At 40.2% G+C, this 16,717-nt stretch carries 12 protein-coding genes and 1 tRNA gene; 4 read left to right on the forward strand and 9 right to left on the reverse strand.

Features of this window, described 5'->3' with window-relative positions; all coding sequences use genetic code 11:
* The first annotated feature begins 97 nt into the window (after positions 1-97).
* On the forward strand, positions 98-1,348 hold the full coding sequence (locus CTY47_RS02260; RefSeq protein ID WP_262497726.1) for an IS4 family transposase: 1,251 nt from the start codon (positions 98-100) through the stop codon (positions 1,346-1,348).
* 532 nt (positions 1,349-1,880) lie between these two features.
* On the opposite strand, the gene CTY47_RS02265 is transcribed toward CTY47_RS02260, so the two are convergent.
* The 6 genes from CTY47_RS02265 to panC all read right to left on the reverse strand — a co-directional run bounded on the left by CTY47_RS02265 (position 1,881) and on the right by panC (position 7,029).
* Positions 1,881-1,957, reverse strand: a tRNA-His gene (locus tag CTY47_RS02265).
* A 98-nt stretch (positions 1,958-2,055) separates the two neighbouring features.
* Positions 2,056-2,952 carry a bifunctional methylenetetrahydrofolate dehydrogenase/methenyltetrahydrofolate cyclohydrolase FolD gene (gene folD / locus CTY47_RS02270; RefSeq protein WP_099464042.1) on the reverse strand — a complete coding sequence of 299 codons (897 nt, stop codon included), beginning with the start codon at positions 2,950-2,952 and terminating at the stop codon, positions 2,056-2,058.
* A gap of 18 nt (positions 2,953-2,970) precedes the next feature.
* Positions 2,971-4,296, reverse strand: coding sequence for a signal recognition particle protein (ffh, locus tag CTY47_RS02275; protein WP_099463226.1), 1,326 nt, complete (start codon positions 4,294-4,296; stop codon positions 2,971-2,973).
* Between the two features lie 69 nt (positions 4,297-4,365).
* Positions 4,366-5,688 carry an MATE family efflux transporter gene (locus CTY47_RS02280; protein ID WP_099463227.1) on the reverse strand — a complete coding sequence of 441 codons (1,323 nt, stop codon included), beginning with the start codon at positions 5,686-5,688 and terminating at the stop codon, positions 4,366-4,368.
* A 97-nt stretch (positions 5,689-5,785) separates the two neighbouring features.
* Positions 5,786-6,136, reverse strand: a complete 351-nt coding sequence (gene panD, locus CTY47_RS02285) for an aspartate 1-decarboxylase (RefSeq protein ID WP_099463228.1) — start codon at positions 6,134-6,136, stop codon at positions 5,786-5,788.
* A 50-nt stretch (positions 6,137-6,186) separates the two neighbouring features.
* Complete coding sequence (panC, locus tag CTY47_RS02290; protein WP_099463229.1) at positions 6,187-7,029, reverse strand: pantoate--beta-alanine ligase; 843 nt, start codon at positions 7,027-7,029, stop codon at positions 6,187-6,189.
* A 99-nt stretch (positions 7,030-7,128) separates the two neighbouring features.
* Here panC and CTY47_RS02295 point away from each other — a divergent pair, with 99 nt between their 5' ends.
* Both CTY47_RS02295 and CTY47_RS02300 read left to right on the forward strand, forming a co-directional pair.
* Positions 7,129-7,953: a glycogen/starch synthase gene (locus CTY47_RS02295; RefSeq protein WP_099463230.1), complete on the forward strand. Its 825-nt coding sequence runs from the start codon at positions 7,129-7,131 to the stop codon at positions 7,951-7,953.
* An 11-nt stretch (positions 7,954-7,964) separates the two neighbouring features.
* Entirely contained in the window at positions 7,965-9,341 is a 1,377-nt protein-coding gene (locus tag CTY47_RS02300; protein ID WP_099463231.1) for a DUF4270 domain-containing protein, read from the forward strand.
* Between the two features lie 67 nt (positions 9,342-9,408).
* On the opposite strand, the gene CTY47_RS02305 is transcribed toward CTY47_RS02300, so the two are convergent.
* Genes CTY47_RS02305 through CTY47_RS02315 form a run of 3 tightly spaced genes read right to left on the reverse strand, consistent with a single transcriptional unit; the run spans position 9,409 to position 13,964 of the window.
* Complete coding sequence (locus CTY47_RS02305) at positions 9,409-10,713, reverse strand: glycoside hydrolase family 57 protein (RefSeq protein ID WP_099463232.1); 1,305 nt, start codon at positions 10,711-10,713, stop codon at positions 9,409-9,411.
* A gap of 37 nt (positions 10,714-10,750) precedes the next feature.
* Positions 10,751-12,016: a glycosyltransferase gene (locus tag CTY47_RS02310; protein WP_099463233.1), complete on the reverse strand. Its 1,266-nt coding sequence runs from the start codon at positions 12,014-12,016 to the stop codon at positions 10,751-10,753.
* 13 nt (positions 12,017-12,029) lie between these two features.
* Positions 12,030-13,964 (reverse strand): glycogen debranching enzyme N-terminal domain-containing protein, encoded by a 1,935-nt coding sequence (locus CTY47_RS02315; protein WP_099463234.1) that lies wholly within the window; start codon positions 13,962-13,964, stop codon positions 12,030-12,032.
* A 503-nt stretch (positions 13,965-14,467) separates the two neighbouring features.
* Between CTY47_RS02315 and CTY47_RS02320 the strand changes: the two genes are divergently transcribed.
* Positions 14,468-16,522: a M3 family metallopeptidase gene (locus tag CTY47_RS02320; protein ID WP_099464043.1), complete on the forward strand. Its 2,055-nt coding sequence runs from the start codon at positions 14,468-14,470 to the stop codon at positions 16,520-16,522.
* Positions 16,523-16,717 lie beyond the last annotated feature (195 nt).

Genomic DNA, 16,717 nt, shown 5'->3' on the forward strand with positions numbered 1-16,717 from the left:
AATCTAAAAAAACAAGCCAATGGTTTCCGCAAATATAGAAATAATAAACGATTTGAATGAGTTTTTTCAAAATACAATGAGTGATAAAGAAACAAAAATGCGATACGTAAACAAGGCAACAGATTTCACGCGTAAACGCAGTTTATCCTTTTCGAGGATGGTTGCGTTACATATCAATCTCTTAAAAAGGAGTTTAAGCGTAGAACTAGAGAGCTTTTTTTCTCATATCAGCTCTGCGACCGTGACCAAGTCGGCCTTTTGCCAACAGCGAAGAAAATTAAAGCCTGTCTTTTTTCAGGACTGGAATGACATACTGATATCCTCCTATTATCGGAATACCCGGAGGCAAGAGAGGAGGTGGCGAGGTTTTAGGATATTCGCCATTGATGGCACGAAGTTATCATTGCCAAATACGAGAGCTTTGAGACAGCATTTTGGATACAGTACCAACCAGCATGGAATAAAATCGGCCACAGCCCGTGCTTCAGTTCTCTATGACGTATTGAACAAGTTGGTGGTTAATAGCAAATTATGCTCACTCAAAGAGGCTGAGCGTACCACGGCATGCGACCTGATCCCTTTCTTGAATAAGGACGACTTGCTGCTACTGGACCGCGGATATCCATCCTTCATGTTGTTCTATTTACTAATAAACAGGCAAGACTCTCACTTCGTGATGCGTGCCCAAGCAAACTTCTGCAAGGTGGTTGACGAGTTCCGTTCCTCTGGCAAAAAAGAAGAGATAGTCACCCTTCGAGCCACTTATAAGGCGATCAAAGGCTTAAAGGATCAGGGTGTGGAAATCCCACCGGAGACAGAGGTCAAGGTTCGCCTGGCCAGAATACGGCTGGATGATGGTCAGGACGAGATATTGATAACGAATCTCTACGACACAAAAGCATATACACTTCCGGTTCTAAAGGAACTCTACTTCTTGCGTTGGCCGGTGGAGACCACTTATGGCTACCTCAAAAATGAGCTACAGGTAGAGTGCTTCAGTGGGATCAGCCCTGTTAGTATAGAACAGGACTTCTATGCTAACATTTTTGTGTTCAACCTGCAAGCCGTTATAGAAGAGAGCTGTGAGGAATACGTGCGAACTGTAAACCGACAAAGGACAATCAAGTATAAGATCAATAAGAACGTATGCTGGGCTCTGATGAAAGGGAGGGTTATCGATTTATTTCTCCATGCTGAACAAGCAGGTTACTTGTTGAAGGAATTGACTTCCTTATTCGAAAGGTATTTAGAGCCTGTCAGGCCAGGCAGGAAATATACACGAACAAAGAAATCAATCAAACTTCTAGGCAAGTATGTGACACTTACGAATTATAAAAGAGCGGTCTAGTGCTTAACTTAATGACATTGTGCTTCAGCTGACGGACTAAAAGGGGATATATCTGTATTGGCTTTAGCCAAATTTCTTCTTGGAAAGTTCTTTTTGGTTATCTCATTCTTATTGGGCTGAAGCCCTTGAAAGATGGATGCTTTACTATCCGTCGGTTAAAACCGACGGCAATTGAAACCAGGCTAAAGCCATTTAGGGAAAGTGTTCGCGGGAGTGTTAAAATGAAATCTGCATTGACCGTTTTTAGGAGTTTAAAAACCGCATCGGCGTGATGTAATATTTTCTACAATAGCAAGTTGCATGATTGCATGGAATGTCTGTAGATAATTTTTCGGATTTTGAAACACCCCCCGAAGAAGGTGACAGAAGGTGACAAAGTGAACCCTTAAACGACCTTTTATTGAAACCCATATATGACAGTATTTGGGTAGGCAACTAAATTGAATAAGGTAGGCAATGAAACTGTGACAAATAGGCAACAAAAAAAGACTGTCTAACTTTTAATGTTAAACAGTCTCTCTTTTTACTTTGCTGGGGTGAAAGATGGGGTTCGAACCCACGACCCTTGGAACCACAATCCAATGCTCTAACCAACTGAGCTACATTCACCATGTCTATTTATAAGTCTCTCTTTCTTTAAGACGGTGCAAAGATAGATATTATTTTTAATTCCACAAATATTTCAGTCAAAAATCAATCTAAAAATTTCATTTATAGATTGCCTTTTTCCCAGCAAGCAGAGTATTGCGCATTAACGAAATAATAGTCATAGGACCTACTCCACCCGGTACCGGAGTGATATAGGAACACTTAGGCGCTACTTCATCGAACTTAACATCGCCGGTAAGCTTGAACCCGCTTTTAGTTGTTGCATTAGGAACACGGGTTGTACCCACGTCTACAATAACAGCTCCAGGCTTTACCATATCGGCTTTCAAAAATTCGGGAACACCTAATGCTGCAATAATAATATCGGCAGAAAGACACATTTCTTTCAGGTTAGTAGAACGGCTATGGCATACAGTGACAGTACAGTCTCCCGGGTAGGCTTTCTGCATCATAAGGGTTGCCATCGGCTTGCCCACGATATTACTACGTCCTAACACTACGCAGTGTTTTCCTTGTGTAGGAATATTATATCGTTTCAATAATTCCAGAATACCGGCAGGGGTAGCAGAAACAAAACAAGGCAGCCCTATAGACATACGTCCTACATTAATAGGATGAAAACCGTCCACATCTTTACGATAATCTATTGCTTCAATCACTTTCTGTTCGGAAATGTGTTTAGGCAAAGGTAGTTGAACTATAAATCCGTCTACATCCGGATCATTATTCAGTTCGTCTACTTTACGAAGCAATTCTTCCTCGGTCACATCACTTTCATAACGAATCAGGGTAGATTTGAAACCTATTTCTTCGCAAGTCTTTACTTTACTGGCAACGTATGTTTCGCTTCCACCGTCATGACCTACCAAGATAGCAGCCAAATGAGGGATTTTACCTCCCGCCGCCTTAATCTGTGCCACTTCTTCAGCCATCTCCTGCTTCATTTGTGCAGAAACAGCTTTACCATCAAGTAACTGATACTGTTTTTCTTCCATATTCATATCTCCTGTAGTTTATCGTCTGAATGAAGGTAATTTCCGTGCACCGGGTTTAGCGGCTGTAAGCATTTTCATCATCTTACGTGTTTCTTCAAACTGTTTAACCAGTTTATTTACTTCCTGGATAGACGTACCACTTCCGGTAGCTATACGCTGCCGACGAGAACCATTCAACACTCCCGGATTAACACGTTCTTCCGGAGTCATTGAAAAAATAATTGCTTCTATACTCTTGAATGCATTATCGTCTATATCTATATTCTTCAATGCCTTACCTACTCCCGGAATCATTGATGCGAGTTCTTTCAGATTACCCATTTTCTTGATCTGTTGTATCTGGGTAAGGAAGTCATTAAAGTCGAATTGATTCTTGGCAATTCGTTTCTGCAAACGTTTAGCCTCTTCTTCGTCGTATTGTTCTTGCGCACGTTCTACCAACGAAACAATGTCTCCCATACCTAATATACGGTCGGCCATACGGTCGGGGTGGAATACATCCAGGGCATCCATCTTTTCGCCGGTTCCTACAAACTTGATAGGTTTGTCTACTACGGAACGGATAGAAAGAGCAGCACCACCACGGGTATCACCATCCAGTTTGGTAAGAACAACACCATTAAAATCAAGACGTTCGTTAAATTCTTTTGCCGTGTTAACCGCATCTTGCCCAGTCATGGCATCTACCACGAACAAAGTCTCATTTGGTTGAATGGCATTTTTGATTGCAGTAATTTCCTGCATCATTTGCTCGTCTATAGCCAAACGTCCGGCTGTATCGACAATCACCAAGTCATTGCCTTTGTTTTTAGCTTCTTTAATAGCATTCAGTGCAATCTCTACCGGACTTTTGCTTTCCAGCTCTGCATATACAGGTACACCTATTTGCTCACCTAATACCTTCAGCTGCTCGATAGCCGCAGGGCGATATACGTCGCAGGCAACCAATAATGGTGATTTGCCTTTTTTTGTCTTCAACATGTTTGCCAGCTTACCGGTAAATGTAGTCTTACCCGAACCTTGCAAACCAGACATCAAGATAATAGAAGGAGAACCTTTAAGGTCAATTTCCGCAGCCGTACCACCCATCAGGCTGGCCAATTCGTCATGTACGATCTTCACCATCAACTGGCTTGGCTTAATAGAAGTAAGCACATTCTGACCGAGAGCTTTCTCTTTTACGGTATCGGTAAATTGCTTTGCAACCTTATAGTTAACGTCGGCATCCAAGAGGGCTTTGCGGACATCTTTCAATGTTTCTGCCACATTTATCTCGGTAATTTTGCCTTCACCTTTCAACAGTTTAAACGATCTGTCTAACCTTTCGCTTAAATTTTCAAACATAATTTGTATGTATTTTTATTTTCTTCTTTCTATTAACGTGCGCAAAAGTACGAAAAAGGAAGCAATTATCTAAATCTTTTTATTCTGCCAAGATGCTTTTTTCAAATAAATCGCACTTGCTATAAGCAGGCCTGTATAATAGATGGCTTCGGTAGTGAAACATACACTTACAGGCATACGCAGACAGATACCGGCTACATAAACATAAACACAGTACAAAACCAATGTTGCCGTCTCCATAATAAGAGCCGGACGTGTATTGCCGGTTCCGGATATGCCATTGAAAACTATATTTGCCACAGCACCTACCAACATCGCCCCAGCAATTACATACAGTGAAGGTACAGATTCTGCAATCAAAGCCTGTTCATTTGTATAAATAGACAATATTGTCTTAGGCATCAAACAGACAATTACGACACATACAGCCATAATATAAAACGACAAACGGGCTATCTTTTTAATAATCGGTATTACCTGGTCTGCATGTCCGGCTCCAATAGTGTTGCTTACAAATGAGTTCGTGGTAGTAGACAATGAACTAACCGGTATCAGCAAAACGATGTATACACTCCTGACTATATTTGCAATTGCCAGCTCCCGTTGCCCCAAACGCTCAACAGCCACAAAGAAAAAGAACCACGTACTCATGGAAACAAAGTACTGCAGCATTGTAAAAACAGATATACTCAACACGCGTTTCAGTAAACCGAAATCAAATGAACGGAGATGGTCCAGTCCGTATTTTTTTATATCTACCGTAAAACGGGTATATACCACAAAGAAAACAATAGACACCGCTTCTGCCATGACTGAAGCTATAGCCGCCCCTTTGATTCCCAGCTGCGGAAATCCTACATGACCGAATATAAGCAGATAATCAAGCAATACATTCGTCATTGCCATGAGAACAGCATTTAAAGTAAGGACTTTCGTTCTCGTAATACCGATAAACAGAGCACGAAACATAACGTTGACAAATGAAAAGAAGAACCCGAATACACGCCAGTCCAAAAACTCTTCGGTAGCATGCAGAATCGTATCCGACGAAATGAGCAAGCGCATTACATCTCCTGCGAAGAAACGGGAAAAAGCAAATAAAACGGCCGCCAGGAAAGAAAGGAAAAACACCCCCTGGATCATTACGGGACCAACATCTTTATATTGCTGTTCTCCGTTTCTGCGGGCAATCACAATTTGCGAACCTGTGCTAAAACCAAAAGCAATCGTAAAGATACATATATAGTAGAGCCCTCCCATAGCAGAAGCGCCCAACTCCACTTCTCCCACCCTGCCCAGAAAAGCCGTATCAGTCACATTTATTACGTTCTGCGCCAAAAGGCTCAGGAAGATAGGATAACTGACATTCCATATTTGTTTATTCGTATACATATAATGTTTTCTATAAAACAGAAAAGGTGACAAAAAAAGCCCGCCATTCACGGCGAGCTTATATTATTCAATTTACAATCAATATCGCTTACCGATGCTATACCAGTTTATTCGTCGCCGTATCAGGAAACACAACGGCCGGTTTAAATGTTTTAGCTTCCTCAAAATCCATCAAAGCATACGACATAACGATAATAATGTCTCCGGGTTGTGCTTTTCGTGCGGCAGCTCCGTTCAGACAGACAACACCTGAACCTCGTTGCCCTTTAATAATGTACGTTTCAAAACGTTCACCGTTATTGTTATTCACGATAGAAACCTTTTCATTAGCAATCAGGTTGGCCGCATCCAGCAGATCTTCATCTACCGTTATGCTTCCGATATAGTTCAGATTGGCTTCAGTAACCGTCACCCTGTGAATCTTTGATTTAACTACTTCTATAAACATATATATTCTAGATTTACAATTCGTGATTTACAATCTACAAACCACAATTCTCACTTGTATTTGATATTATCAATCAAACGGACTTCTCCGCAATATACGGTAATACAGCCTACCGGAAAGTTTGTATCCGACCAATTTTTAATGGATTCCAATGTATTGCCATCCACTATTTCATAGTACTCCACTTCCATGTCCGGATCGCTATTAATCGTTTTAACTACATAGCCGATAACTTCTTGTACACTCTTTGCGGATGCAAATGTAGTACTTTCTTTCAATGTGCGTGCAATAAGCGGTGCTTTTTGACGCAATTCAGGTGTTAAACGCGTATTACGACTGCTCAATGCCAGGCCATCCGCCTCACGTATAATAGGACAATCTTTGATTTTAACAGGTATGTTCAACTGTTTTACCATTGCACGGATCACAGCAATCTGCTGGAAATCTTTTTCTCCGAAATAAGCATTATCCGGTTCTACCGCATAGAATAATTTACTGACAATCTGTGCCACTCCATTAAAGTGTCCGGGACGCTTTGCACCTTCCATTACCTGCGACACAGTACCAAAGTCAAATATACGATTATCAGGCTCCGGATACATTTCTTCAACAGTCGGAGCGAAGACATATTTGCATCCGGTTGGTTCCAATAAGGCACAATCCTTTTCCAATGTCCGAGGATAAGTTTCCAAATCGCGTTTATCATTGAATTGTGTAGGATTTACAAAAATACTCACTACACAAATTTCATTTTCTTCAACGCAATGTTTAACCAGACTCAAATGTCCTTCATGCAATGCTCCCATTGTAGGAACAAGGCCTATCTGCCTATTTTCCTGCCTTTCCCCGGCAAGAAACTGCTTCAATTCTTTAATGCTGTTTACTATTTTCATCTTATAGATGCTTAATGACGGTGCAAAGCAACTAAATAATTACGGTAAATGAAAGAAATTTATTATCTTTGTGGCGTCTTTATAAAACTAGTTTACAGAATGGATGCAAAAAAAATCTTGTTTATAGCTCAAGAAATCACTCCCTATCTTCCCGAATCAGAAATTGCAACAATTTGCAGAAATCTGCCGCAAGGCATTCAGGAACATGGCCGCGAAATCAGAACATTCATGCCTAAATTCGGAAATATCAACGAGCGACGCAACCAGTTGCACGAAGTAATCCGTCTTTCCGGGATGAATCTTATCATTGACGACACGGACCATCCTCTGATTATCAAGGTTGCTTCCATTCAATCAGCAAGAATGCAGGTATACTTTATCGACAACGAAGACTTTTTCCAGCGAAAAGCCACTATAGCAGATGAAAACGGAAATGAGTTTGAAGACAATGACGACCGTTCTATTTTCTACATACGAGGGGTATTGGAAACAGTCAAAAAACTTCGCTGGATTCCGGATATAATCCATTGCCACGGATGGATGTCTGCCCTGACAGGCTTATATATCCGCAGAATGTATGCTGACGATCCTTGTCTGCGTAATGCAAAAATTGTGTACTCCATATACAATGATGACTTCAAAAATCCGTTTAGAAAAGAGTTTGCCAATAAACTAAAAATGGATGGAGCTAAAGATGGTGATGTCAAAGCATTAAAAACTGATACTAGTTTTACTGCGTTAACTAAGCTGGCTATAGATTTTTCCGACGGTGTTATACAAGGTAGTGAAACAATCAATCAGGATGTATTGGATTATATTTCAACGAAAAAGAATACTCCTTTTCTTCCTTACCAATCACCGGAAACCTATATTGACAAGTTTAATGAGTTTTACGATGTGGTATTGAACTCCAACAAGAAATAAAGATTAATAAGATGAAATTCAACCTTTTGATACTTGGACTTTGTTTAGGAGCAAGTTGTCTGAGTGGGTGTAATGATGATTTGAGCCTGGTAGGATCTACTATCCAACCAGAAGGAGACAGACCTATAGTATACAACGATACTTTTCATATAAAAGCATCGACTATACAAATGGATTCTATTTATGCAAAAACCGAATACGGTCTGCTTGGAGATATTTATGATCCTCTTTACGGTAATCTGAAAAGCGATTACATCTGTCAGTTTTACTGCCCCGAAGACTATCAATTCAAACACAAACCACTTGATGGTAAAATCGATTCGGTGGATTTCAAGATCAAATACAGTGCCAGTTCATGGATTGGGGATTCATTAGCTCCCATGCGTGCCGAAATATTTCAGGTTACCTCTCCTTTGACAAATAATTATTATACCAATATTGATCCGAAAGATTATTGTAATATGCAAATATCTTTAGGAGCGCAAACGTATACAGCTTTCGACCCAAGCATTACCGATTCTCTACGTAAGAACGGACTGGATGTAGATGGCACATACGCATATCCGAATGTGACAATCCGTATGCCGAAAGAACTTGGACAAAAGTTTTATGACGAAACAATCAATAACCCGGGCACTTTCAAAAACCAGGATTCTTTCAATAAATTCTTCCCAGGATTATATGTTACCAATACGTATGGTACGGGTAACATCTTGTTTGTAGACCGTTCTTCCTTTACTATATATTATAAATACACCGTAACTGGTAGTGCCGGACAAGATTCCATAGTTAAGGGATATGAACGTTTCAATGTAACCAAGGAAGTTATCCAGCTCAATCGTTTCAAGAATACAGACATGACCGAACTCCTGAAACCGAATGATAAATATACATATATAAAAAGCCCGGCAGGTGTATGCACTCAAATAGTTTTACCGGCTAAAGATATTATATCCGTCGTACAAGGCCGTATCCTTACAAATTTACCTCTTACCATGAAAGCTATGCCTCAGCCAAACTGGCAATACGCATTAACACCTCCCCCCTATTTACTATTGTTGCCTCAGGATTCGGTGAAAGGTTTCTTTGAAAAGAATCAGATTGAGAACAACAAAACATCGTTCTTATCAGGAACGTATGATGCAAGTACGCGCTCTTATACATTTGGCAACATTTCTAATATTCTTCAATACCAGATAGACAATGCTCCCGAAAAAGACCTCGTAATGGTTGCTATCCCGGTTAACAGAGAAGTATCACAGGCTACGTATTATCAGGATGCTTATACGATATCCCTGAGCAATTATCTGGCTCCGGCAGGTGTCGAATTAAGGAAAGACGACGAAGTTACTCAAGTTGTGGTAACATCGTGTATATTTAAGAACTGACATAAAACAAAAATAAATAAGAAAGGCGGATCCAAAAAGATCCGCCTTTCTTATTTTCCAACTGTTTCTATTTTCCAACAGCTTTCTTTGTTGCTTTCTTTTTGTATTTATCAAGCTCTTTCTGCAAAGTTTCAATCTCTTCTCCCTGATTCTTAATCGTAGTAAGAAGCGAATTTAATTCTTCGTTCTCTATATTTTCAGGGAATTCTGCATTTACACGAACAATAAAGTCTGACAATACATTCATGTAGTTATTAAAAGCGTCATAGGGATTGTCATACGGGCTAAAACTTCCTTGTCCCATGTGTTTCGTACTCATATAGTAGAAATGGTCGCTGCTCTGCAAATAATACCAATCCTGACGAATACGGCGAGGTTCACACATACGTACACGTTCGCCAATTTCATTGATTTTGCGGAAAGCCTCCTGTTGCAAGACATTTCCTAACCAAGAGTTACAGTCTTTTTCTTCATCTACCCATGACATCGGATAGGGAACCGAAATAGAATCTACCGGTTTAATCAATGTAAAGATTTCAGAAGGAGTAGAGAAGCGAATACCTCTTTCTTCGGCAAAGCGAGGCAACGCCTTGAAAAACTCAAAAATACCTGTCGCTGCCGGATGCAAAGAACCAAGCACCTCATAATTCATAAACAAATTAATAATCTGTTCTGATTCCGGTGTTGCTGCAATCCATGACATATATTTATCGGCAGTCAGTGGATATTCATTCCAACTATAGTCGCTAAAGCGATTGGATAAGTCTTCACTGAAGCGATCATTCTTCAATAGTAAACTCAGTTTAGGAGCCACGCAGGATGAGTACATATAATTAGGGCTCTTCCACCCCAAAATATGTTTAGCCCCCTCCGTCAACATTCCTTTATACCCCATTTCGGCAACCATTGTAGAAATATCGTCGGAATAGATCAGTTCGGTGTTACGGAATACTTTCGGTTTTACGCCAAACAGTGTTTTAATCTTATCTTCCTGTTTCTTTACCTGGTGCTTAAATTCATCCGGATCTCCGAGAGAAGACAAAGAATGCGCATATGTTTCCGACAAAAATTCCACATTTCCTGTAGCGGCCAGTTCCTTAAAACTGTCTATAACCTCAGGAGTGTAAATTTCCATCTGTTCCAAAGCAACACCGGAAATAGAGAAAGCCACTTTAAACTTACCTCCACTTGTTTTAATCATCTCCAGTATAGTCCGGTTTGCAGGCAAATAGCACTGTTCCGCTATACGGCGAATAATTTCTTCATTCTGAAAATCATCATAATAATAATGATCGTTACCTATATCAAAGAAGCGGTATCTTTTCAAACGGAACGGCTGATGTATCTGAAAATAAAAGCAGATCGTTTTCATAATATTATTCGTTTTATTCTTGTTTTGTCGTTAATTATTAATTACCTGTTACCATGTCATAGATACGGCGGACTTTCTGCCCGGCATACTCCCACTTAATATTATCCACTTCCTTCTTGCCTTCCACTTTCAGGAATTCATGCATTGCCGGATAAGTGATAATCGAGTACATCGCATCCGCTAACGCTTCTATATCCCAATAGTCTACCTTGATAGCATAATCCAATATCTCGGCACAGCCGGATTGTTTTGAGATAATAGAAGGAACGCCGCACTGCATAGCTTCCAAAGGAGAAATACCAAACGGTTCTGAAACTGAAGGCATTACATACACATCACTTGCTTTCAGCACTTCATATACCTGTTTACCCTTCATAAATCCGGTAAAGTGGAAACGGTCTGATATATTACGGGCAGCAGCCAAACGGATCATCTGGTCCATCATATCACCGCTTCCCGCCATTACAAAACGTGCATACGGAGCTCTTGCCAACACTTTGGCTGCAGCTTCAACAAAGTATTCAGGACCTTTTTGCATCGTGATACGTCCCAGGAAAGTAATCACCTTATCCTTCACGCCTTTTTTATCCTGAATTGACAGAATCTCCGGGCTCATTGGCTCAACTGCATTGTGCACAGTCGTTACTTTCGACGGATCCTGATGATATTTCTCGATAACAGTCTGACGGGTCAGATTACTTACCGTAATAATATGATCGGCATTATCCATGCCATTCTTCTCTATGGCGTATACATCCGGGTTCACATTCCCGCGGCTACGGTCGTAATCGGTTGCATGCACATGAATCACCAACGGTTTACCACTCACCTGCTTCGCATGAATACCGGCCGGATAAGTAAGCCAGTCATGTGCATGGATTATATCAAACGGTTCCGTACGGGCAATCACTCCTGCCACAATGGAATAGTTGTTTATTTCTTCCAACAGGTTACCCGGATAACGGCCTGAAAACTCCATGCATCCTAATTCGTTAACGTAACGGTAACTAAAGTCGGCATAAATATGGTCCCTGTACGCAAAATACTGGTCTGCGCTCATACCTGCTTTCGAAACTCGTTGTTGTACATAATTATAATCAACATCTTTCCAAACGATAGGTACATTATTGACACCTACAATTTTCAAAAAACTCTGATCTTCATCACCCCAGGGCTTCGGAATACAAAAAGTTATATCCATATCCGGTTGCATAGCCATACCTCGCGTAAGTCCGTAACTGGCAGTGCCTAACCCCCCTAAGATATGCGGAGGAAATTCCCATCCAAACATCAATGCTTTCATATGGTACTTAGTTTTAATCGGCGTTATACTTCTTCAATAAATCAACCACCCGGAGAATTGCGGCGACATTCATAGCAAATGAAATAGCGCCTCTTCCGGTAAACGGAGGATTGCCATCAAACAATTCCGGAATCGTACCGATACAATGCAATGACATTTCTTCCTCCAAGCTTATCAACATACGTTCTGCGAAAGCTACGCCACTCTTGCCGAATACGCGTAAATAAGCTTCCAGGTATGCTCCCAACAGCCACGGCCACGCCGTACCTTGATGATATGCCAAATCACGTTCATATTGTGCACCTACGTAATAAGGTTTATATCCTTCACTCTTAGGACTCAGAGAACGCAATCCTTTAGGCGTTAACAATTCTTTTGTCACAATATCCACCACAGCACGTTTCTGTACACGTGTCAAAGGAGAATATGTAAAAGCTACAGCAAAAATCATATTCGGGCGAACACTCCAGTCCATTGAAAAACCGCTAACCGAGTCAAACAGATAATTATAACCATTTACAAATGTTCCTGCAAAAGACTTATCCATTGCATTAATAATAGTATCTATTTTCTCAATAGACATTTCCCCCGTCAATTCTTTATAGAAGCAAAGAGCATTATACCATAAAGAATTAAACTCAACAATATAACCGGAACGGGGAACTACAGGTTTGCCGTTTACCGTAGAATTCATCCATGTAATTGCTTTATCACGCCCATTTGCGAAAAGTAATCCATTTTCCATCAGCTTCATATCCGGATGTTTTTGCGATGAAATATAATCTATAATTTCGCCAACAAAACCGGAATATAACTCTCTGGCTTTCTCTATCCCTTGTTCTTTCGCATATTGTTGTATAGCCCAGATAGCCCACATAGGAACGTCTGGAGCGTCTATTTCCTTAATTACGGAATCGAGCTGCCCGCTCACCATAAAATTACGAATGGCCGGCATTGCCGTATGCATAATTTTCTCAAAACGTACCGGATCATCAATAGAAAGAGTACATCCGGGAAGTGCAATAAATAAATCTCTCGCGCGTACCTTAAACCAAGGATAACCTGCCAACAAATAAGCATCATCTTCTTTAGGCCGGAAGTAGAATTGCTGTGCCGAGTTTTTCAGACAATTGTAAAAACTGGTTCGCGGAGTACGCGCTAAGACTTCATTTTCATATAAAGCCTTCAAACGGGTTGTAGAGACCGCACTGTCGCCTGCACTAAAAATAATAGATTCCCCTTTTTTAATCGGCACTTCAAAATATCCCGGAACATAAAGATCTTCTTTATACGGATAGCCTCTCTCCTGCTCTTTCGAATATTCTACGCCATTATACCAGTAAGGTTCATAAACGAACTTAACCTTTTTATTAAACTGCATGAACAATTCGGGATAGCCCGGATACATACAGGTTTTAATACCGTTTGTTATTTCCGTATACGATTGATTTACATTCCCGTTTGCCTGAGCTAAATTCTTTACACTACGAAATGCCAAAAACGGACGGAAACGTAGTGTCGTCGCCGAATGTGCATCTTCCAAAGTATATTTGATCATAATCCGGTTTTCAAACATCGAAAACACCTTCTCTTTGGAAAATATAACGCCACCTACTCTGTAAAGTGTCCTGGGTACTGTTTCCGAACTATACTCTCGGATATACTTATGTCCCTTCGGACTAAAGTTATTCCCTTGATATTTATGTAAACCAAGATTAAATTCGGCACCATGCTGGATAACAGTTTCATCAAAAGATGATAAAATTACATGATTATCATCATCAATAGCATGAACAGGCATTACGAGCAATCCGTGGTATTTCCTGGTATTACAATCAACAACAGTAGTGCTATGGTATGCCCCCAAACGATTCGTCCGGAGCACTTCGCGAGTCAATGACTCTTCCAGATTTATCATTACTGTTTTGTCAAATTTAAGATAACTCATACGTATATTTGGGTTTTAAGTTATTGCTTTTAATTATCAAAATGTAATCATTTCTATTGTGAATCAAATGTATTACTTATAAACTGAAAAAGCAAACTGCTTTTCATTTTTATTCGGAAAGACGGTTATTTGATTCCTTGATCATCTTTGATTATCAAATTATTACAGGTAAATATGCTCAAGAGGTGTGTTGTCAAACATACAAACTTTTGTTAATAGACATATCCTTTTCTTTACACTTTTCATGTTTTCAACCATATTACTCTATCACTCCAAAAATGGCATTTTGTCGCAAAACTCGCCGTTTTGTCTTTCTCTTTACTGTTTACATATTTCATTATTAAATTCATGTATTACCTGCAAACGAAATACCAGGTATGTACTTGCTTATCCGAATCATCTGCAAATCGAGAATTTTATGTAATTTTGCAAATACAATTATCAACATATATCAAATGAAAAGGCTTATTATTAATGTAGTAATTTTATTAAGTATTTTAAATATGGCAGAAGCAGCAAACAATCCCTTTTTCGAGAAATACAAAACACCGTTTGAAACACCTCCTTTCGACAAGATCAAGACCGGACATTACGAACCGGCCTTTGAGGAAGGTATCAAACAGCTAAATGCAGAAATAGAGAACATTGCCAATAGCAACCAACCTGCTACTTTTGAGAACACCATCATAGCAATTGAGCATGCCGGCAAGCTATTAAATAACGTAAGTAACGCATTCTTTAACGTATTAAGTGCAGAAGCCAACGACGAAATGATGGATATATCCCAACGCATATCTCCCAAACTGTCGGAAAGCTCAAATAATATTTATCTGAACGAGAATCTGTTCGGCCGGGTAAAGTCCGTATATGATCAAAAAGATAAATTAAATCTTTCTACTGAAGACGCTAAATTACTTGATGAAACATACGAAGCTTTCAAAATACAAGGAGCCACTCTCAATCCTGAAGATAAGGAAAAGTATCGCAAACTAAGTACGGATTTAAGCATTCTTGCCTTAAAGTTCGATCAAAATGCATTGAAAGACAAAAACCGTTTCGAATTGCTGATTACTAATGAAGAAGAATTAGCAGGATTACCCGAAAGTGCAAAAGAAGCTGCAGCCATAACTGCCAAAGCAAAAGGGAAAGAAGGTTGGCTGTTTACCCTGTCGGCACCTAGTTATACACCCTTCATGCGTTATTCAGACCGTCGTGATCTCCGCGAAAAAATGTACCGCGAATTCATGAGTATAGGTAACAAAGGAGACGAATACGACAATAAAGAGATCGTAAAACAAATAGCAAACATTCGTCTTAACATAGCCAATCTAATGGGTTTTAAAGACTTTGCCGATTATAACCTGAAGCACACTATGGCTAAAAACCAATCTAATGTGTACAAACTACTAAACCAACTGTTGGAAGCATACAAACCTGTCGCCATTAACGAATACAATGCCGTACAAGGTTTTGCCATAGGACAGGAAAAGGAAAACATCACGATTATGCCTTGGGACTGGAGTTACTATTCCGAGAAGCTAAAAGATATCCGTTTCAATATAAACGATGAAATGACGCGTCCGTACTTTGAACTCAATAACGTAAAAAAAGGTGTTTTCGGACTAGCAACCCAACTATATGGCATTACGTTTAAAGAAAACAAAAAGATTCCGGTTTATCACCCCGAAGTACAAGCTTACGAAGTATATGACGCCGACGGAAAATTCCTTTCCGTATTATATACAGACTTTTTTCCACGCGATGGAAAACAAAGCGGTGCATGGATGAACAACATCAAACCCCAGTACAAAGAAAAGGCCAACGGCAAGGACAGCCGCCCACAAATCATAATCGTGATGAACTTCACCCGCCCTACAGACACAAAACCGTCTTTGCTTACATTTGATGAAGTAAACACCCTGTTACATGAATTTGGGCACGCACTACATGGCATGTTTGCCAACGGAACATACGCTAGCCTTTCGGGTACAAGTGTATATCGGGATTTTGTAGAATTGCCTTCGCAAATCATGGAAAACTGGCTGACCGAAAAGGAATTCCTCGACCAGATTGCCGTACATTACCAAACCGGCGAAAAAATCCCCCAGGATATGATTCAGAAACTAATCGATGCATCCAACTTCAATGCAGGTTACTTTTGTTGCCGCCAACTTAGTTTCGGTTTGCTGGATATGGCATGGCATACAATTACAACTCCATTCGAAGGAGATGTGGTAGCTTTCGAGAAACAGGCCTGGAGACAGGCTCAAATTCTTCCGGACATACCCGGTACACTGATGAGCACCAGTTTCGGCCATATCTTTTCAGGAGGTTATTCTGCCGGATATTATGGCTACAAATGGGCGGAAGTACTGGATGCCGACGCATTTGCCGCATTCAAAGCCGCCGGAATATTCAATAAAGAGGTTGCTAAATCGTTTCGTGATAATATTCTTTCAAAAGGCGGAACCGAAGATCCGGCAGTACTATACAAGCGTTTCCGTGGACAAGAACCAACCATTGATGCACTGTTAATCCGCAACGGCATCAGGAAATAAAAACGCCTGTAAAGGTTACAAATAAATGATCCCGATGATTTTTGGAAATGATCCCGATGAAATAAAAAAAACATCGGGATGAAAAGAAAAAAACATCGGCAGCCTAATAGAAAAAGGTCGGCATCAAAAAACAAAAAGATGCCGACCTTTTTTTCAACAAATATGTTTACCTTTGGCGGTTGATTACAAGGATAA

It is taken from the genome of Parabacteroides provencensis, assembly GCF_900232875.1.
GTDB classification, from domain to species: Bacteria; Bacteroidota; Bacteroidia; order Bacteroidales; family Tannerellaceae; genus Parabacteroides; species Parabacteroides chinchillae.